Source organism: Streptomyces sp. RLA131, from assembly GCF_056270125.1.
Genome location: NZ_JBWDOQ010000002.1, coordinates 2,605,274 through 2,621,622, shown reverse-complemented (window position 1 = coordinate 2,621,622; position 16,349 = coordinate 2,605,274). Strand labels below are relative to the sequence as shown.

Sequence of the window (16,349 nt, the reverse complement as noted above, 5' to 3'; positions counted from 1 at the left end):
AACGCACCCGTACGACCCCGGCCCCGGCACACAAGGAGTGCCGGGGCCGGGGTCGGGGTGCGGGTGGTGGTCAGCTGGGGTCGAGGTGGCCGTCCCACAGGGTGCGTTCGCCACTGCGGGGGTCGTTGACGACCTGGTCGGCGGAGGTGTTGTTGTAGCGGTAGGTCATGACCGGGCGCTCGTCCAGGTCGTACTTCTTCCAGGACACCTGGCCGGTCCTGGCGAAGTCGGCCCAGGCGCCGTGGAGGGCGTCGGCGAGATTCTGGGGCGGGTTGGCGCCGGTGAACTTCCGGTTCTCCGGCAGCGCCAGGGTGTCCCAGGCGAAGGGCAGATCGAGGCTGTGGCAGGCGCCGAGCTGGACGTTGACGTCGTTGGGGGTGACCGCGGAGCGCCAGCCGAACTCGTACAGGTAGGTGGGCGCCGCGCCGCCGCCGGTGCGGGCCTCGGCGACCCGGTAGCTGGGGATGCGGAACATGCGGTCGGTCAGCACCGCGGAGGCCACGCCGGAGGGGGCGTTGCGCGGGTAGGCGGCGGTGCCGTTGTCCTTGTAGCCGTCGTAGGCGGTGTTGGGAGCGCCGTAGGCCTTGACGCGCTCCTTGAACGGGCCGGGCAGGAGCACCGAGACCAGCGCGCTGGTGACGATGAAGAGCCGGAACTCCTCGGTGGTGGTGCCCATCAGCAGCGGGACGCGGCTGCCGGCGCCGTCGGCGATCGCGGTGATCGGCAGCCGGGGCAGCACGTCTCCGTCGATGACCGGCAGGAACGACATGCCGCAGGAGGCGATGGTGCTGGCCCCGTACGTGGTGGGGTTCGCGGTCGTGCTGACGTCGGCGCTGACGTCGCTCTGCGCCTTGACCAGTTCCTCGATCTGGACGCCGGCCAGCGCCTCGGCGGTGGCCTCGACGCCGAGGCGGTCGGCCACGGCGCCGATCATCAGTGCGGCGTCCTGGGGAGTCTGGCCGATGTGGGCGTTGCCGCTCTGCACGATCGCCTTGTGGAACAGGCCGTCGTCGCGCGACAGCAGGGCCAGCACGCTCATCGCGCCGGCCGACTCCCCGCACACGGTGACATTGCCGGGGTCGCCGCCGAAGCGGGCGATGTTCTCGCGCACCCAGGTGAGAGCGGCGATCTGGTCGAGCAGGCCGCGGTTGGCCGGCGCCGGGGCGTCGGGCATGTAGCCGAAGCCGTCCACCCCGAGCCGGTAGTTGATGGTGACGCACACCAGGCCGTCGCGGGCGAAGGTGGCACCGTCGTAGGCCGGCACCGCGGAGGAACCGGTGGTGAACCCGCCGCCGTGGATCCACACCAGCACCGGCAGCGGAGATCCGTCCGGGTCGGGCGTCCATACGTTGAGGTTCAGCCAGTCGTCGCCCTCGACGCTCGGATCGGAGAGGATCTCGCCCAGCCGTCCGCCCAGGGGCGGCTTGGGCGCGGTCGCACCCCACTCGTGTGCCGTGCGCACCCCCGTCCACGGCTGCGGCTCCACGGGGGCCGCGAAGCGCAGCTCGCCGATCGGCGCACGTGCGTAGGGCATGCCGAGGAAGCGGGCGATGCCGTCCTTCACCAGCCCCGACACCCGGCCGTAGGCGGTCTCGACCTCGACCGTGCTCTGCTCAGACACTCGACTCCTTGTGGCCGGCACGCATCGCCCCGCGGCCGTGTCGGCCACACGCCGCGGCGTCCCGCACTGACAACCAGCCGAGACCCTTTGAACGTACCTCACTTTACGCATCCAACCAATCACTCAGAGTGACGAATCTCTTCGCGTCGACCACCGACGGGTGCAAGGTGGCTGGGGGCGGGCGGGGGGACCGGCCGGACGTCAGTTGTCGGTCGCGGTCTGCGTGCCTGGGCTGTCCCGGGCCGCTGTCGAGGGGTGGACGCTTCGTGAGGTCTCGGTCGGTGACGGGCCGGCGGAGCGAGCGGTCGCGCCGGTGGACGGGGTGGTGGGAGTGGTGGTGCCGGGGGCTGTGCTGGGGCTGGGGCGGGCGGGCCGGGAGGGCGAGGCGGAGGGGGTGGGGGTCGCCGGGGGGACGTTCGCGGACGGCGGGGCGAGGGGGATCGCCGGGGGTGCGGAGGGCTGGGGGGCCGTCAGGCGGAGCGGTACGGCGATGAGGACGGCGACGGCGCAGGCCGCGCCGACCCCGGCGGCGGTGCGCAGCAGCCGGCGGCGGGCGGCGGCGCGACGGATGGCTCCGTACCGGCCGGGGGGCGGGCCGAGGTGGGTGGGGGTGGGCCGCAGCAGGATGGCGAGGGGGTCGTCGTGCTTCGGGCCGAGCCCGTCGTCGGGGCCGTCGTGGGAGCCGTCGTCAGAGTGTGTGATCAAGGCTTCTCCTCAGGTCGGCGCGGAGCAGTTCTCGGGCCGCGTGGAGGTCGGCCTTGATGGTCCCTTCCTTGCGTCCGGTCAGTTCGGACACCTCCCGGATCGGCATGTCAGCGTAGTAGTGCAGCAGGATCGGGACGCGTAGCCGTTCGGGGAGGGACTGTACGAGCAGCCGTACCGACGGGTCGGGCTGTTCGGTCTGCGGGCGGACGGCGGCTTCGATGGTGGCGCGGCGCATGGCTCTGCGCTCGCGTTCGAGCTTGCGCCAGTGGTCCCGGACGAGGTTGGCGGCGGTGACGTAGAGGAAGCCGCGGGGTTCCTTCACCGTCGTCCAGCGTGCCCAGAGCCGGGTGAACGCCTCCGAGGCGATCTCGTGGGCCGTGCCGTCGTCGTCGACCAACCGGCGGCACCAGCCGGCGAGGCGGGGGTAGAGGGCGGCGAACAGCTCGGAGGCTGCCGTTTCGCGGGACCGTTTCAACGCTCTCCATGGTCGTGATGGCACTCGTGGGGAAGGATCCCGGGCCGTTGGCGTACGGTCCACCGGCCCGGGATCCCGGGGGCGTGCGGGGTGTTCAATGGCTCCCGGAGGTCAGCGCGGCGAACACGACGACGTTGTCGGGGTACCCGGCGCCGGTACGGGCGCCGCCGCAGGTGATGAGCCGCAGTTCGGGGCGGTCCACGTCCCCGTAGACCGTGTGCGCCGGGAAGTGTGCCTTGGCGTACGTCCGCACGGCGCCGACGGTGAACTCCGCCGCCGTGCCGTTCTTCAGCCGCGCCACGATCCGGTCGTTCCGGCGCAGCTCCGCGAGGTGGCGGAAGACCCCGTCCCCGTAGGCGCCGACGGTGACATGGCCGAGGATCACCGACGGGCCGAGCTGGCCGGGTGTCGGCGAGTACCGGTACCAGCCCGCGGGGTCGTGCGCCGCGACCGGCGGCACCTGCACGCTGCCGTCCGGGGCCAGCCCGAGCCGCATGACGGGGGTGTCGACCCCGATGGCCGGGATCCGCAGCCCGACCGGGACCGAACGCCCCAGCGCGCGCGGTGCCGTTGTGGCGGGCCCGGGCGTCGGCGTGCCGCCGGAGGGTGAGGTCGCGGTGGTGGCCCGGCCGCTCCCGGGGCTGCTGCGGGGGCCGCCGCAGCCCGCGAGTACGGAGGCCATCGCCGCGGTGGCGAAGGCGCGCCGGGAGGGGGAGGTCATGCCCCGGTCGTCCGCCGGCGCCGTACGACAAGGACCCCGGCGCCGCCGGCGAGGAGCAGCGCGGCGGCGGCGCCGCCGATCATCTCGCCCTTGGTGTCGGACTGTTCGGCCAGCGGCGGCACGCCGGTGTCGGGCGCGCCTGAGGGGACGACGCCGACCTGGGACTCGGTCGCCCGGGTCGGTGCGGTGCTGGGTGCGGCGCTCGGGCTGCGGGTGCCGTCCTCCGTGGCGCTCGGCGCGGTGCTCGGCACGGCGCTCACGCTGGCCGCGCGGGTCGCGGCCGTCGTGGGGCTGGCGCTCGCCGCGGCGGCGAAGGCGGGTGCCACGCTCGCCAGTACGGCGGTGCAGGCGAGTGCCGTGGCCGCCAGAACAGTTCGGCGCATGAATGGCTCTCTTTCGTCGGCCCGCCAGGGTGCTCGGGGCGGGCTGGGTTACGGATCGAGCGGAGAGACGAGGCAGCCCCGGACCAGGTTGCAAAGAGAAGGTAAAGCCATTCGGGTGGGGGGGAATCGGGTGGAATGCGGAGCGGCTATCGGGGTGGCAGGCTTGCGATGTGACGGTGCGTCACAAATGTCGCGAATCACGTTTTGGTGACGGAGGTGGGATTTCTGTGCCCCGGCAGTGGTAGAAATTTGAACAATCGCCGAGGATGATCGCTCGGATCCATGGGGCAGGCCCGGTCGTGCCGCGCCTGTGAGGGGAAGTGCCAAGTGGTACATCAGCACCATCTGTGGTCGAGCACGGTCTATCCGGTCCTCGCGTACGCGATCGCCTGTATCGGCTCGGCCCTGGGACTCGCCTGTGCGAGCCGTCTGCACGCGGTCGGACTCGACAAGGGGAAGGGCTGGCTGACCGCGGGGGCGGTGTCCCTGGGGACCGGGATCTGGGGGATGCACTTCGTCGCGATGCTCGGCTACAGCATCGACGACATGTCGCTTCGCTACGACGTACCGCTCACCGTCCTGAGCTGGGTGGTCGCGGTGCTGGTGGTGGGCGCCGGGATGCTGGTCGCCGGGCGCGGCTCGTCGTGGTCGTCGCTGCTCGGGGGCGGTCTGCTCGCCGGGCTCGGCGTGGCCGGCATGCACTACATCGGGATGGCGGCCGTACGCCTGCCCGGCGGCGTGAGCTACGACGCCCTGGTGGTGGCGCTCTCCGTGGTCATCGCCGTCGTGGCGGCCACCGCCGCGCTGTGGGCGACCCTGCGGATCTCGGGCGCGCTGCCGATCACCGGCGCCGCGCTGGTGATGGGGCTGGCGGTCAGCGGGATGCACTACACCGGGATGCTCGCGGTCACCCCCGAGGGAGTGGGCCGGGGCAGCGTCGACGAGGGGGTCAGCGCAGTGGCGTTCGTGGTCCCGCTGGTCATCGGGCTGAGCCTGGTCGTCCTGCTCGTCAGCTTCGCCGTGCTGATGAACCCGGTGGCCGAGACGGTCCGCCGCGCGGCGGACGTGTGGGAGACCGGATCACCCCAGGAGCGGCAGGCGGCCGCCGACGAGGCGAACCGCAGGCGGCACGCGGACCGGCACCAGTTCTTCCAGTGACGGCTCGGCACGGTCACGATGACGGCTCGGCCGCGCACCGGATGCGGCCGGGCCAGGCGTGATGGGCCGTCAGCCACCCCGGGTCCAGCTCGGCGCGCAGCCGGGTGCCGACGGCACCGCACCGGACCGCGCCCGCGTTGGCGTGGAGGACGTCGATCCCCGCCGTGGGCCCGGATCACGGCGTCCACCCGGCCGCGTCCCCGGATGACATTCGTCATGGCGGCCGGTGACAGCCCGCACTGCCCGGCGGCGGCCCGGCGGCGGAGGCTTGTCGCATGGATACCGGGGAGAACGTGATCGAGGCCGCCGGGCTGCGCCGTGGATACGCGGGCGGGTTCGAGGCCGTACGGGGAGTGTCGTTCGGGGTCGGGCGCGGGGAGGTGTTCGCGCTGCTCGGCACGAACGGGGCGGGGAAGACCTCGACCGTGGAACTGCTGGAGGGGCTGGCCCGGCCGAGCGGCGGGACGGTCCGGGTCCTGGGGTACGACTCGTATGCCCAGCGGGCGCGGGTCCGGCCCAGGATCGGCGTGATGCTCCAGGAGGGCGGCTTCCCCGGTGACCTGACCGTGGCGGAGACGGCGCGGATGTGGGCGGGCTGCGTGAGCGGGGCCCGGCCGCCGGACCAGGCGCTGGGCATGGTCGGACTGGCGGCCCGGGCCCGGGTAAGGACCAAGCAGCTGTCGGGTGGTGAACGGCGGCGCCTGGACCTGGCGTTGGCGTTGCTGGGCCGGCCCGAGGTGCTGTTCCTGGACGAGCCGACGACCGGGCTGGACGCCGAAGGGCGGCGCGACACCTGGGAGTTGGTGCGACAACTGCGGGCGGACGGGGTCACCGTGCTGCTGACCACGCACTATCTGGAGGAGGCCGAGGCCCTCGCGGACCGGCTGGCCATCATGAAGGACGGCCGGATCGTGGCCTCGGGCACCCCGGCCGAGGTCACGGCGGCCAGACCGGCCCGGATCTCCTTCGCCCTGCCGGCGGGATGGTTTCCCGGCGATCTGCCGCCGCTGCACGGGCCGGGCGTCCTGGGGCACACGGTCCGCCAGGGCCGGATCGTACTGGACACCGGCAGGCTGCAGGAGTCGCTGACGGCGCTGCTGCGCTGGGCGCAGGACAGGAACGTGACGCTGGACGGGCTGGACGCCCGCACCGCGTCCCTGGAGGAGGCGTTCCTGGCGATCGCCGACTCGGCGCACTCCGCCGGCTCCGCCGGGCCGGACGGCACGAACGGCACGAACGGCACGGACGGCACGGACGGAACGGTCGGGGGTACCGCGCGATGACCGCCACCACGACCGGCACGAGGACCGCCACCACGACCGGCACCATCGCCGCCCTGGGGCGCGCGGAACTGACCCTGCTGTGGCGCAACCGTACGGCGCTGGCCACCGCGCTGCTGCTGCCGGTCGGCATGGTGGCGGCCTGGCGGCCGGTGTTCGGGCAGTACGAGCAGGCCGGCACGGCGGCACCGGACACCGACGCGCTGGCGATGAGCGGCGGCATCGGGTTCGTACTGCTCTTCGTCGTCTACTACAACCTGGTCACCACCTATGTGGCGCGCCGCGAGGAGCTGGTGCTGAAGCGGCTGCGGACCGGCGAGCCGACGGATCCGGCGATCCTGGCCGGCACCGCGCTGCCGGCGGTGGCCGTGGCGCTGGCGCAGTGCGTGCTGCTGGTGGTCTCCGGGTCCGTGCTGCTGGACCTGGGGCCGCCGCGCAGGCCGGACCTGCTGCTGGCCGGGGTGGTCCTGGGGGTGGTGCTGCTGACCGCGCTGGCGGCCGCGTCCACGGTCTTCACCCGAAGCGTGGAGCTGGCCCAACTGACCACGGCGCCGCTGCTGCTGGTGTCGACGGTGGGTTCGGGGCTGCTGATGCCGCTGAACTCGATGCCGGGTCCGATGAGCGAGGCGTGCCGGTGGCTGCCGGTGACGCCGGTGATGGAACTGGTCCGGGCGGGCTGGTTCGGCGACGCCGGGACCGCCGGGGTGCCGGTGGCGCTGGGTGCGGCACTGGCCTGGACGGTGGTGGCCGTGTTTGCTGTACGACGGTGGTTCCGCTGGGAACCGCGGCGCTGACCTCGCCGGACGGCCGGGGAACGGAACGAGGGGGTGGGCGACGGTGGGAGAGGGCGGAAGCCGGATGTCGAGGCTGACGGGCTGGTGGGACCGGCGGAGCGACCCCGCCCGGATCGAGCTGTACACGCGCTGGTCGTTCCACTTCTTCGCGCTGATCGAGGTGGGCCTGATCGGCCTGACGGTCCTCCAGTCGCAGACCGTGCCCTGGCTCAGGGCCGGGCTGTCCGCGCTGGTGGTCGGCCACGCCGTGCTGTGCGCGGTGCTGTCGTCGCGGGCGCTGGACTGGATCCTGGGCCGCCGCGGCCGGCCCGACCGGCTGCTGGCCGCGGTGGCCGTGCTGTCCGCGGCCGGCACGGTGGCGACGCTGGCCCTGCGCGCGACCGGGGTCATCGGCAACGCCGCCGACATGCCGATGCCCGTGGTCGCCTTCACCTGCTTCGGCCTGGGCGCGCTGGTCCTGGGCATCCGTACGACCCGTCGCATGCTGTACGCCGTGCTCGGCACCGCCGCCGGGACGGCCGCGGTCGGGGCGGCGCTGGGACTGCCGGGCGACGAGAGCGTCCCGATCGGCGTCGTGGTGCTGCTCGCCGCCTGCGGCTGGGTCTTCACCTGCGGCTTCTCGGCCTGGCTGCTGGGCGCCGTATGGGAGCTGGACGCGACCCGGGAGCTCCAGGCGAGGCTGGCGGTCGCCGAGGAACGGCTGCGGTTCGGACGTGATCTGCACGATGTGATGGGACGGAACCTGGCGGTGATCGCGCTGAAGAGCGAGCTGGCGGTGCAACTGGCCCGGCGGGGGCGCCCGGAGGCGGCCGAGCAGATGGTGGAGGTGCAGCGGATCGCCCGGGAGTCGCAGCGCGAGGTCCGCGATGTCGTACGCGGCTACCGCGAGGCCGACCTGGCGGTGGAACTGGCCGGCGCGCTGTCCGTGCTGCGCGCGGCGGGCGTCGACGGGCGGGCCGAGGGGGACGACGGGAGCACACTGCCGCCCCGGATCCAGGCGGCGCTGGGCTGGGTCATCCGGGAGGCCACGACCAATGTGCTGCGGCACAGTGAGGCACAGCGCTGCACCATCCGGCTGTCGGTGGGCGACGGTGTGGTGCTCGCCGTGGAGAACGACGGCGTGCCCGAACCCCGGGGCGACGAGGGCGGCGGGTCGGGTCTGGCGGGGCTGCGCGAACGGCTCGCCGCACTCAACGGCACGCTCACGGCCGAGCCGCGGCCGGGCGGCTTCCGCCTCACGGTGACGGTATGAGTGCCGAACCGGAGTCCGTCACCGGTGACGGACGTATCAGGGTACTGCTCGCCGACGACGAGCATCTGATCCGGGGGGCGTTCGCCGCGCTGCTGTCGTACGAGGACGACCTGCTGGTGGTGGCCGAGGCGGCCACCGGCGCCGAGGCGATCGCCATGGCCGTGGCCCACCGCCCGGACGTCGCCGTACTGGATCTGCAGATGCCGGGCGGGCCGGGAGGGGGCGACGGCGTGGCGGTCGCCACCGCGCTGCGGGCGAGGCTGGCCGGGTGCCGGACGATGATCGTGACCGGCCACGGCCGGCCCGGCCACCTCAAACGGGCCCTTTCAGCGGGCGTACGGGGCTTCGTGCCGAAGACGGTGTCGGCGCGGCAGCTCGCCGAGATCATCCGTACCGTCTACGCCGGGGGCCGCTACATCGACCCCGAGCTGGCCGCCGACGCCATCAGCGCCGGCGACTCGCCGCTCACCGCCCGCGAGGCCGAGGTGCTGGAACTCGCCGCCGACGGCTCGCCGGTCGCCGAGATCGCCCGGCGCGCCTGCCTGTCCCCGGGCACGGTGCGCAACTACCTGTCTGCCGCCGCCGCGAAACTCTCGGCCGAGAACCGGCATACGGCGGTGCGCATCGCCCGTGAACGCGGCTGGCTGTAGGGCCTGTCCGCCGTCACCCGTCGCGGTCCGCCGTCCGCCGTCACCCGTCGCGGTCCGCCGTCACCCGCCGCCCGTCAGCCGGCGGCCGGGGCCTCCGCCACCTCCGCCAGGAGCCCTTCGCGCAGCGTGGCCAGTATCCGCTTGAGCAGCCGGCAGACATGCATCTGGGAGACGCCGATGCGATCGGCGATCTCGGCCTGGGTGAGTTCGGCGCCGAAGCGCAACGAGAGGATCATGCGGTCGCGTTCGTCGAGCGCGGCGATCAGCGGCCCGAGGCTGACAAGGTTGTCGATCTGCTCCAACGACGGGTCCAGACGGCCCAGATGGGCGGCGAGGGCGCCCTCGCTGTCGTCGTCGGCGGTGGTCGCGTCCAGCGACGAGGCGGTGTACGCGCTGTCGGCGGCCACCTGGGCCTCGATGATCTCGGCCTCGGTCAGCTGGAGTTCGCCGGCCAGCTCGGCGGTGGTCGGATCGCGGCCGAGCTGCTTGCCGAGTCCCTCGGTGGCGCGGGCGATGTCGATCCGGGCTTCCTGAAGGCGCCGCGGTACGTGGGCGGCCCAGCTGGTGTCGCGGAAGAAGCGCTTCATCTCCCCGACGATGGTGGGCAGCGCGAAGGTGGTGAACTCGACCCCGCGCTGGATGTCGAAGCGGTCGACGGCCTTGATCAGGCCGATCGTGCCGACCTGCAGGATGTCGTCGCGCTGGGCGTGGCGGGAACGGAAGCGGCGCGCCGCGTAGCGCACGAGGGTGAGGTTGAGGTCGATCAGGGTGTTGCGTACGTACTGGTACTCGTACGTGCCCTCTTCCAGCTCCCTCAGCCGTGCGAACATGACCTTGGACAGGTCGCGCGCCTCGGCACTCTCGGATGCAGTCACCTTTCGATCGTGGCGCCGGAGGGGTAGCGTGTCAATGAATAGACGAAATAAATTTCGTCAATAGTGGTTCCTCTGATTGCCCGAGGGAGAGCATGACCACCCCCGAACAGGCCTCCGAACCGGCCTCCGGCCCGGCGTCCCAGGACTCCGGCGGCCGCTGGACGTTCCTGACGAACCACGCCCGTGTCCTGCTGGAACTCGCCAGAAAGCCGGACGCGCGGCTGCGGGAGGTGGCGGTGCACGCCGGGATCACCGAGCGGGCCGCGCAGGGAATCGTCGCCGACCTGGTCGCCGGCGGGTATCTGACCAAGGCCCGGGTCGGCCGACGCAACCAGTACACCATCAACCCGGGGGGTCACTTCCGCCACCCGGCGGAGGCGAGTCATTTCGTGGGCGACCTGCTCAACGTCTTCGCCCACGACCCCGAGGTTTCCCCCGAGTGATGCCCCCGTCCGGGTGGACCCGACGGCTGCCGCGTGACGTGCTCCCCAACTGTGGGGACCGTTGGTCTGATTAATCGGCCGTGTGGTTGGAGGTACCCGTGACGTCTGTGACCGATACTCACTTCAGCGACAGCGAGCTGGCGACGCTGTTGCTCGCCGTCGGCGCCGAGCCGCCCGTGGGACCGGGGATTTTCGAGGACTCCTTCCGGGAGCTCGACATCGATTCCCTGGGCCGCACCGAGATCGCCGCGCGAGTCGTGGCCCGGTGGGGTGTCGACGTGGAGGAATGCCTGACCGCCGAGACGACCCCGACGCAGCTGCGCCGCATGGTCGAAGAGGCGGTGACCGTACGATGACCGCGCACACCGAGAACGAGATCGTCATCGACGCGCCCTTCACCTATGTCTGGACCCGTACCAACGACGTGGCGAGCTGGCCGGACCTGTTCAGCGAGTACGCCGCCGCGGAGATCCTGAGCCAGGAGGGCAAGACGGTCACCTTCCGGCTGACCATGCACCCGGACGAGAAGGGCCGCGTGTGGTCCTGGGTCTCCGAGCGCACCACCGACCCGGCCGGCCGCACCGTCCGCGCCCGCCGGGTGGAGACCGGTCCCTTCGAGTTCATGAACATCTTCTGGCAGTACGAGGAGATCGGGCCCGAGCAGACCCGGATGCGGTGGGTCCAGGACTTCAGGATGAAGCCCGACGCCCCCGTCGACGACGAGGGCATGCGGCACCGCATCAACGGCAACTCCAAGGTGCAGCTCCAGCTCATCAAGGACCGCCTCGAAGCCCGCCGCACCCGCGCCGTCCACATCAGCGACGTCAAGCCCGACAACCGCCGCGGCGGCGACCTGCGCACCCTGCTCACCCCCGGCTCGGTGGGCTGCACCGACGGGTTCTGCGGCATCGTGCTGCTGGGCCCCGGCGAGGCGGTGGCCGAGCACTACCACCCGTACTCCCAGGAGTATCTGGTCGTCGTGGAGGGCGAGTTGCGGCTCGACCTCGACGGGGTGCCGCACATCGTGCGCAAGGACGAGGCGCTGCTGATCCCGCGCAACGTCAAGCACCGGGTCGTCAACGAGACCGCGGCGTCCGCCCGTGGGGTGTTCTTCCTCAGTCCGCTGGCGCCGCGCCCCGACCTCGGCCATGTGGACACCGAGAGCAGGGAAGAGGCGGCCGAACGCGTCGTACGCGAGCTGGTCGACCGGTGAGCGCAGGAGGCCGGTCGGTGGCGCCTCCCGCGGGGCGCCGGGTCGTCGTCACGGGTGTGGGCGCGGTCGCGCCGGGCGGGGTGGGGCGGGAGGCGTTCTGGAACCGGATCGTGGGCGGACGCCCGGCCATTCGCCGGATCAGCCGCTTCGACGCCTCGCGGTACCGCTCACGGATCGCAGCCGAGTGCGACTTCGACCCGGTCGCGGCCGGCCTCACCCCGCAGGAGATCCGGCGCAACGACCGCTTCGCCCAGTTCGCCCTGGCCGCCTCGGCCGAGGCGCTGGCCGACAGCGGTCTGCGCGTCCAGGACGAGGACACCGAGCGCATCGGCGTCAGCCTCGGCACGGCGGTGGGCGCCACCGTCACGCTGGAGGACGAGTACGTCGTCGCCAGTGACGCCGGCCGTCACTGGGAGGTCGCCCCGGAGCACGGCATGCCCTTCCTCTACCGGGCCATGCACCCGTCCTCGGCCGCCAGCGAGATATCGCTGCGGCACGGGCTGCACGGACCCTGCGGTGTGGTCTCCACCGGCTGCACCTCCGGCATCGACGCGATCGGCTACGCCTTCCAGGCCATGCGGGACGACGAGGCGGACATCATGCTCGCCGGTGCCTCCGACGCGCCCATCTCACCCATCACCGTGGCCTGCTTCGACGCGATCCGGGCCACCACCATCGGCGGCGACGACCCGGCACAGGCCTCGACCCCCTTCGACAAGGAACGCAGCGGCTTCGTCCTCGGCGAGGGCGGAGCGGTCCTGGTCCTGGAGGAGCTGGAACACGCCCTCGCCCGTGAGGCGCACATCTACTGCGAGGTCCGTGGCTTCGACAACCGTGCCAACGCGTACCACATGACCGGACTGCGCCCCGACGGCTACGAGTTGAGCGAGGCGATCATCTCCGCCATGTGCGAGGCCGGGGTCCGCCCCGACCAGCTCGACTACATCAGCGCCCACGGCTCCGGGACCACCCAGAACGACCGCCATGAGACCGCCGCGTACAAGAGGGCCCTGGGCGAGCACGCGCACAAGGTGGCGATCAGCTCCATCAAGTCCGTGATCGGGCACTCCCTGGGCGCGATCGGCTCGCTGGAGATGGCCGCCTGCGCGCTGGCCGTCGACCGGGGCGTCATCCCGCCCACCGCCAACCTCGTCCACCCCGATCCCGACTGCGACCTCGACTACACGCCGGTCTTCGCCCGGGAGCAGCCGGTGCGGCACGCCCTGTCGGTGGGCAGCGGCTTCGGGGGCTTCCAGTCGGCGATGGTCTTCTCGGCGGTCCTCTCAGCTGCGGAGGCTGACGTATGAACACTGGGGCAGTCCTCACCGGCGTCGGCGTCGTCGCCCCGACCGGCATCGGCACGGCACCGTACTGGCGTTCCACGCTCGGCGGACGCAGCGGCCTCCGCCGGCTCGTCCGCCCCGACGCCACCCGATCGCCGATCGCGGTGGCCGGGGAGATCACCGGCTTCGAGCCGGCCGAGTGGATGACCAACAAGCTCCGGGTCCAGACCGACCGCTGGAGCTGGTTCGCGATGGCCGCGGCGGAGATGGCGCTCGCCGACGCGGCCCTCAAGCCCGCCGACCACCTGCCGTTCCAGCTGTCGGTGGTCACCGCGGCGGGCTCGGGTGGCAATGAGTTCGGGCAGAAGGAGGAGCAGGCCCTGTGGGCCGACCACCCCAGCAAGGTGAGCACGTACCAGTCCATCGCCTGGTTCTACGCGGCCAGCACCGGCCAGCTCTCCATCCGGCACGGACTGACCGGCGGCTGCGGGGTCGTCTCGTCGGACGGCGCCGGCGGTCTCGACGCGCTCAAGCAGGCCTGGCGGCTGTTGCGGCGCGGCAGCCAGGCGGTGCTGGTCGGCGGCACCGAGGCCCCGCTGTCGCCGTTCGCGCTCACCTGCCAGTCAACATTGCATACGGTATATCGCGGGCAGGATCCAGATCGCGCCTACCGGCCGTTCAGCCCGGACGCCTCCGGGTTCGTGCCGGGGGAGGGCGGCGCGCTGATGGTGCTGGAGGAGCGTTCGCACGCCGCCATGCGCGGCGCCCGGATCTACGCCGAACTGCTCGGCCACGCCGCCACGCACGACGCCCACCACCACACCCTGCCCGCCCCGGACGGCGTCCAGCTGGCCCGGGCGGTCACCCTGGCACTCGCGCAGGCCGGACGGGCCCCGGAGGACGTGGACGTGGTCTTCGCCGACGGCGCCGGCCACCCCGACGGGGACGCCGCCGAGGCCGCCGCCCTGCGGAAGGTCTTCGGGTCCCGGCTGGCCGCACTGCCGGTCACCGTGCCGAAGTCGGCGGTCGGCCGGCTCACCTCCGGTGCCGGTGCGCTGGATGTGGCGGCCGCCGCGCTGGCGCTGCGCACCGGTTCGGTGCCGCCCACCGCCGGTGCCGACCCCGAGGCGGACGCCGAAGCGGCCCTGGAGCGGTACGGGATCCGCCTGGTCACCCGCCGGCTGCGGCCCGAGCGGCTGCGTACGGCGCTGGTGGTGGCTCGGGGGACGGGCGGCTTCAACAGCGCTGTTGTCCTGGGCGCATTCGTATAAAACGGGTTATATCCACCCAGAGAGTGAAAGAAAGTACCTCATGCATCGATAACCGTCACGTCCTTCCCTCTGACGCGTTTGAACTGGTGTCGGCGTCCGGAACTGACGCCGTCGAACTCAGAGGAGAAGAAAACCCATGCTGAAGAAGGCTCTCGCCTGCGCTTCGCTCGCCGTCGCCGCCACCGGTGCCGCGGGCGCCATCGCCCCGGCCGCTCAGGCTTCCGACACCTCGGGTGGCAACTACTCGGCGAACACCAACCTCCTTCCGCACCTCTGCCTCGACGTCAAGAACGTCGCCGACGGCATTGGCGGCGTCGGTGCCAACGTGCCGATCCTCAACAGCTTCGAGGGCCAGGAGTGCAACGAGAAGTCCAAGATCAACGGCGACCACAAGGGCCCGCTGTCGGACTTCATCGATGCCGGCGCCTACCAGCACTGACGCGTTCCCGCGAAGGTTCGCAGGCGCAGGCGCAGGCGCAGGTCCCGAGCCCGGCCCCCACGGCGATTCCGTGAGGGCCGGGTTTGTGTGTGTCGTGGCGCGGATCCGTATCGATCCCCCGGCCCGCGCTCCGGCCCCCGCTCCGGCCGAATTCCGGCCGCGCTCGGCGGCACTCGGACCGCGACAAGGCGGCCGCCCCGCTGCTGCGGGACGGCCGCCGGGGAACTCCCGTACTCAGTGCTGATAGGCGCCGATGTCGGCGAAGTCCGACAGCGGCGCCTTGTGGTCACCGTTGATCTTGGACTTCTCGTTGCACTGCTGGCCCTCGAAGCTGTTGGCGATGGGCACGTTGGCGCCGACGAGGCCAATGCCGTTGAGGACGTTCTTGACGTCGACGCAGGGGTGCGGGATGACGTTGATGTTCTGCGAGTAGTTGCCGCCGGAGGTGTCCGAGGCGTGGGCGGCGGGGGCGATGGCCGCGGCAGCGCCGGTGCCGGCGACAGCGGCGGCGGCGATGGCGAGTGCCTTCTTCAGCATGGTGCTTGTCTCCTGTGGTGTTCGGTGCCCGGATCAGGCGTTGACGCAGGTGTTGCCGATGGCGGGGTTCAACAGGGCGATCACGTTGATGCTGTTGCCGCAGATGTTGATCGGCACGTCGACCGGGACCTGGATGATGTTGCCGCTGGCGATACCGGGGGAGCCGGCGGCGATCGCCTGGGCCGAAGCGCCGTGCCCACCGTCGTGCCCACCGTCGTGGGCGACGGCGCCACCGGCGGTTCCGAGTACCGCGGCTCCCGCAGCGGCGGTCAGCACTGCGGCCTTCGTAAGACGCTTCACTAGCTGTTCCTTTCGTCCATCACGACTGATCCGTGCCTGGATCGCTCTGGTCAACGACGACTTTTCGCATGGGATGCGAGCCGTCACCCGGTTGGCCCTGGTGGGCGTGCACTGCGGGCGGCCCGGTTCGTTGGCACCGCAATGCCCGAGAATTCGGAAAGGAAGGCGATCCGTGAAGATCTCCACAGGGGCGGGCGCGGTCATCCTCGCGATGTGCGCGGGGGCCGCGTCGGCCTCGGGCGCGGCGGCTGCCGAGCATCCCGCCGCGGCGGACCGGGTGTCGCCGGCCGTGGCCGCGCTGGACTCCCAGGTGCGTGCGGTACCGGACCAGGTCAGTGACATCGTCCAGATGCCGAACACGGTGCGCACCCCGCCGCCGCGGCTGTCCGGGAAGGCCGGGGACCAGCGGCTGGACTTCGGGCCGTTCGGCATGCTGTCGGCGCAGGACACCCAGCCGGGGGCGATGGCCACCGGGGTGCTCGGCGGCGCGCTGCGCAGGGTGTCGCACGCGATCCCCGACTGAGCGGGGCCGGCCGGCGGGACGTCAGCATACGGAAGGCCGCCGGGGCATCGCCCCGGCGGCCTTCCGCGGTACGTCGGTACGGGGCTACTTGTGGTGGCCGCCGGAGGCGTTGACGCAGGTGTTGCCGATGGCGGGGTTCAACAGGGCGATCACGTTGATGCTGTTGCCGCAGATGTTGATCGGCACGTCGACCGGGACCTGGATGATGTTGCCGCTCACCACACCCGGGGAACCGACTGCCTTGGCGTCGGCCGACGCGCCGCCATTGTGGCCGCCGTGGGCCATGGCGCCACCGGCGCTGCCCATCACGGCGGCACCCGCCGCGAGGGTCAGCACAGCGGCCTGGGACAGACGCTTCACGAGTCGTTTCCTTTCGTCGGTCATGATCGGGGGATCGGGATGGTCAACGACCGGGATTTTCGCCGG

General features: G+C 72.0%; 21 protein-coding genes. 12 read left to right on the top strand and 9 right to left on the bottom strand.

The annotated features are described in order from the left end of the window. Window positions 1-70: 70 nt before the first annotated feature. From RWE79_RS12930 to RWE79_RS12910, 5 genes are all read right to left on the bottom strand, one after another. Window positions 71-1,621, bottom strand: coding sequence for a carboxylesterase/lipase family protein (locus RWE79_RS12930; protein WP_475940212.1), 1,551 nt, complete (start codon window positions 1,619-1,621; stop codon window positions 71-73). 201 nt (window positions 1,622-1,822) lie between these two features. After that, a complete protein-coding gene (locus tag RWE79_RS12925) occupies window positions 1,823-2,326 on the bottom strand; it encodes a hypothetical protein (RefSeq protein ID WP_475940211.1) in 504 nt (167 codons plus the stop codon). Next, window positions 2,310-2,801: an RNA polymerase sigma factor gene (locus RWE79_RS12920; protein WP_475940210.1), complete on the bottom strand. Its 492-nt coding sequence runs from the start codon at window positions 2,799-2,801 to the stop codon at window positions 2,310-2,312. The genes RWE79_RS12925 and RWE79_RS12920 overlap by 17 nt, the downstream gene beginning before the upstream one ends. A 94-nt stretch (window positions 2,802-2,895) precedes the next feature. Continuing rightward, on the bottom strand, window positions 2,896-3,522 hold the full coding sequence (locus RWE79_RS12915) for a class F sortase (protein ID WP_475940209.1): 627 nt from the start codon (window positions 3,520-3,522) through the stop codon (window positions 2,896-2,898). After that, the gene (locus RWE79_RS12910) at window positions 3,519-3,905 is read right to left on the bottom strand and encodes a sortase-dependent protein (protein WP_475940208.1); all 387 of its coding nucleotides are present in this window, start codon (window positions 3,903-3,905) and stop codon (window positions 3,519-3,521) included. The genes RWE79_RS12915 and RWE79_RS12910 overlap by 4 nt, the downstream gene beginning before the upstream one ends. 327 nt (window positions 3,906-4,232) lie before the next feature. On the opposite strand from RWE79_RS12910, the gene RWE79_RS12905 reads away from it, so the two are divergent. From RWE79_RS12905 to RWE79_RS12885, 5 genes are all read left to right on the top strand, one after another. After that, window positions 4,233-5,063 carry an MHYT domain-containing protein gene (locus RWE79_RS12905; RefSeq protein ID WP_475940207.1) on the top strand — a complete coding sequence of 277 codons (831 nt, stop codon included), beginning with the start codon at window positions 4,233-4,235 and terminating at the stop codon, window positions 5,061-5,063. 275 nt (window positions 5,064-5,338) lie between these two features. After that, window positions 5,339-6,346, top strand: coding sequence for an ABC transporter ATP-binding protein (locus tag RWE79_RS12900; protein WP_475940206.1), 1,008 nt, complete (start codon window positions 5,339-5,341; stop codon window positions 6,344-6,346). Then, window positions 6,343-7,137 carry an ABC transporter permease gene (locus RWE79_RS12895; protein ID WP_475940205.1) on the top strand — a complete coding sequence of 265 codons (795 nt, stop codon included), beginning with the start codon at window positions 6,343-6,345 and terminating at the stop codon, window positions 7,135-7,137. Before RWE79_RS12900 ends, RWE79_RS12895 begins: the two co-directional genes overlap by 4 nt. Window positions 7,138-7,201: 64 nt before the next feature. Continuing rightward, complete coding sequence (locus RWE79_RS12890; RefSeq protein ID WP_475940204.1) at window positions 7,202-8,389, top strand: sensor histidine kinase; 1,188 nt, start codon at window positions 7,202-7,204, stop codon at window positions 8,387-8,389. Then, window positions 8,386-9,039, top strand: coding sequence for a response regulator (locus RWE79_RS12885; RefSeq protein WP_475940203.1), 654 nt, complete (start codon window positions 8,386-8,388; stop codon window positions 9,037-9,039). Before RWE79_RS12890 ends, RWE79_RS12885 begins: the two co-directional genes overlap by 4 nt. 74 nt (window positions 9,040-9,113) lie before the next feature. Here the strand turns inward: RWE79_RS12885 and RWE79_RS12880 are convergent, their stop codons facing one another. Continuing rightward, window positions 9,114-9,869, bottom strand: coding sequence for a SigB/SigF/SigG family RNA polymerase sigma factor (locus RWE79_RS12880; RefSeq protein WP_475945780.1), 756 nt, complete (start codon window positions 9,867-9,869; stop codon window positions 9,114-9,116). A gap of 137 nt (window positions 9,870-10,006) precedes the next feature. Between RWE79_RS12880 and RWE79_RS12875 the strand changes: the two genes are divergently transcribed. The 6 genes from RWE79_RS12875 to RWE79_RS12850 all read left to right on the top strand — a co-directional run bounded on the left by RWE79_RS12875 (window position 10,007) and on the right by RWE79_RS12850 (window position 14,563). Then, window positions 10,007-10,357, top strand: coding sequence for a MarR family transcriptional regulator (locus RWE79_RS12875; RefSeq protein ID WP_475940202.1), 351 nt, complete (start codon window positions 10,007-10,009; stop codon window positions 10,355-10,357). 107 nt (window positions 10,358-10,464) lie between these two features. Next, window positions 10,465-10,713, top strand: a complete 249-nt coding sequence (locus RWE79_RS12870) for a hypothetical protein (protein ID WP_475940201.1) — start codon at window positions 10,465-10,467, stop codon at window positions 10,711-10,713. Further along, the gene (locus RWE79_RS12865; RefSeq protein ID WP_475940200.1) at window positions 10,710-11,570 is read left to right on the top strand and encodes a cupin domain-containing protein; all 861 of its coding nucleotides are present in this window, start codon (window positions 10,710-10,712) and stop codon (window positions 11,568-11,570) included. Before RWE79_RS12870 ends, RWE79_RS12865 begins: the two co-directional genes overlap by 4 nt. Window positions 11,571-11,587: 17 nt before the next feature. After that, entirely contained in the window at window positions 11,588-12,877 is a 1,290-nt protein-coding gene (locus tag RWE79_RS12860) for a beta-ketoacyl-[acyl-carrier-protein] synthase family protein (RefSeq protein WP_475940199.1), read from the top strand. Next, complete coding sequence (locus tag RWE79_RS12855; RefSeq protein WP_475940198.1) at window positions 12,874-14,124, top strand: beta-ketoacyl synthase N-terminal-like domain-containing protein; 1,251 nt, start codon at window positions 12,874-12,876, stop codon at window positions 14,122-14,124. Before RWE79_RS12860 ends, RWE79_RS12855 begins: the two co-directional genes overlap by 4 nt. Before the next feature lie 136 nt (window positions 14,125-14,260). Then, the gene (locus RWE79_RS12850) at window positions 14,261-14,563 is read left to right on the top strand and encodes a hypothetical protein (RefSeq protein ID WP_475940197.1); all 303 of its coding nucleotides are present in this window, start codon (window positions 14,261-14,263) and stop codon (window positions 14,561-14,563) included. 234 nt (window positions 14,564-14,797) lie between these two features. Here the strand turns inward: RWE79_RS12850 and RWE79_RS12845 are convergent, their stop codons facing one another. Beyond that, the gene (locus RWE79_RS12845; RefSeq protein ID WP_475940196.1) at window positions 14,798-15,100 is read right to left on the bottom strand and encodes a hypothetical protein; all 303 of its coding nucleotides are present in this window, start codon (window positions 15,098-15,100) and stop codon (window positions 14,798-14,800) included. Between the two features lie 33 nt (window positions 15,101-15,133). Continuing rightward, window positions 15,134-15,400: a chaplin gene (locus RWE79_RS12840; RefSeq protein WP_475940195.1), complete on the bottom strand. Its 267-nt coding sequence runs from the start codon at window positions 15,398-15,400 to the stop codon at window positions 15,134-15,136. Between the two features lie 172 nt (window positions 15,401-15,572). On the opposite strand from RWE79_RS12840, the gene RWE79_RS12835 reads away from it, so the two are divergent. Beyond that, window positions 15,573-15,923, top strand: a complete 351-nt coding sequence (locus tag RWE79_RS12835) for a hypothetical protein (RefSeq protein WP_475940194.1) — start codon at window positions 15,573-15,575, stop codon at window positions 15,921-15,923. 84 nt (window positions 15,924-16,007) lie between these two features. On the opposite strand, the gene RWE79_RS12830 is transcribed toward RWE79_RS12835, so the two are convergent. Next, complete coding sequence (locus RWE79_RS12830) at window positions 16,008-16,283, bottom strand: chaplin (RefSeq protein ID WP_475940193.1); 276 nt, start codon at window positions 16,281-16,283, stop codon at window positions 16,008-16,010. Window positions 16,284-16,349: the final 66 nt, after the last annotated feature.

Bases quoted from the DNA above. Each gene is read 5' to 3' on its own strand.
- RWE79_RS12845 (WP_475940196.1), bottom strand. From the start codon at position 15,100: ATGCTGAAGAAGGCACTCGCCATCGCCGCCGCCGCTGTCGCCGGCACC.
- RWE79_RS12855 (WP_475940198.1), top strand. From the start codon at position 12,874: ATGAACACTGGGGCAGTCCTCACCGGCGTCGGCGTCGTCGCCCCGACC.
- RWE79_RS12895 (WP_475940205.1), top strand. From the start codon at position 6,343: ATGACCGCCACCACGACCGGCACGAGGACCGCCACCACGACCGGCACC.
- RWE79_RS12865 (WP_475940200.1), top strand. From the start codon at position 10,710: ATGACCGCGCACACCGAGAACGAGATCGTCATCGACGCGCCCTTCACC.
- RWE79_RS12890 (WP_475940204.1), top strand. From the start codon at position 7,202: ATGTCGAGGCTGACGGGCTGGTGGGACCGGCGGAGCGACCCCGCCCGG.
- RWE79_RS12915 (WP_475940209.1), bottom strand. From the start codon at position 3,522: ATGACCTCCCCCTCCCGGCGCGCCTTCGCCACCGCGGCGATGGCCTCC.
- RWE79_RS12880 (WP_475945780.1), bottom strand. From the start codon at position 9,869: ATGTTCGCACGGCTGAGGGAGCTGGAAGAGGGCACGTACGAGTACCAG.
- RWE79_RS12875 (WP_475940202.1), top strand. From the start codon at position 10,007: ATGACCACCCCCGAACAGGCCTCCGAACCGGCCTCCGGCCCGGCGTCC.
- RWE79_RS12900 (WP_475940206.1), top strand. From the start codon at position 5,339: ATGGATACCGGGGAGAACGTGATCGAGGCCGCCGGGCTGCGCCGTGGA.
- RWE79_RS12850 (WP_475940197.1), top strand. From the start codon at position 14,261: ATGCTGAAGAAGGCTCTCGCCTGCGCTTCGCTCGCCGTCGCCGCCACC.
- RWE79_RS12910 (WP_475940208.1), bottom strand. From the start codon at position 3,905: ATGCGCCGAACTGTTCTGGCGGCCACGGCACTCGCCTGCACCGCCGTA.
- RWE79_RS12885 (WP_475940203.1), top strand. From the start codon at position 8,386: ATGAGTGCCGAACCGGAGTCCGTCACCGGTGACGGACGTATCAGGGTA.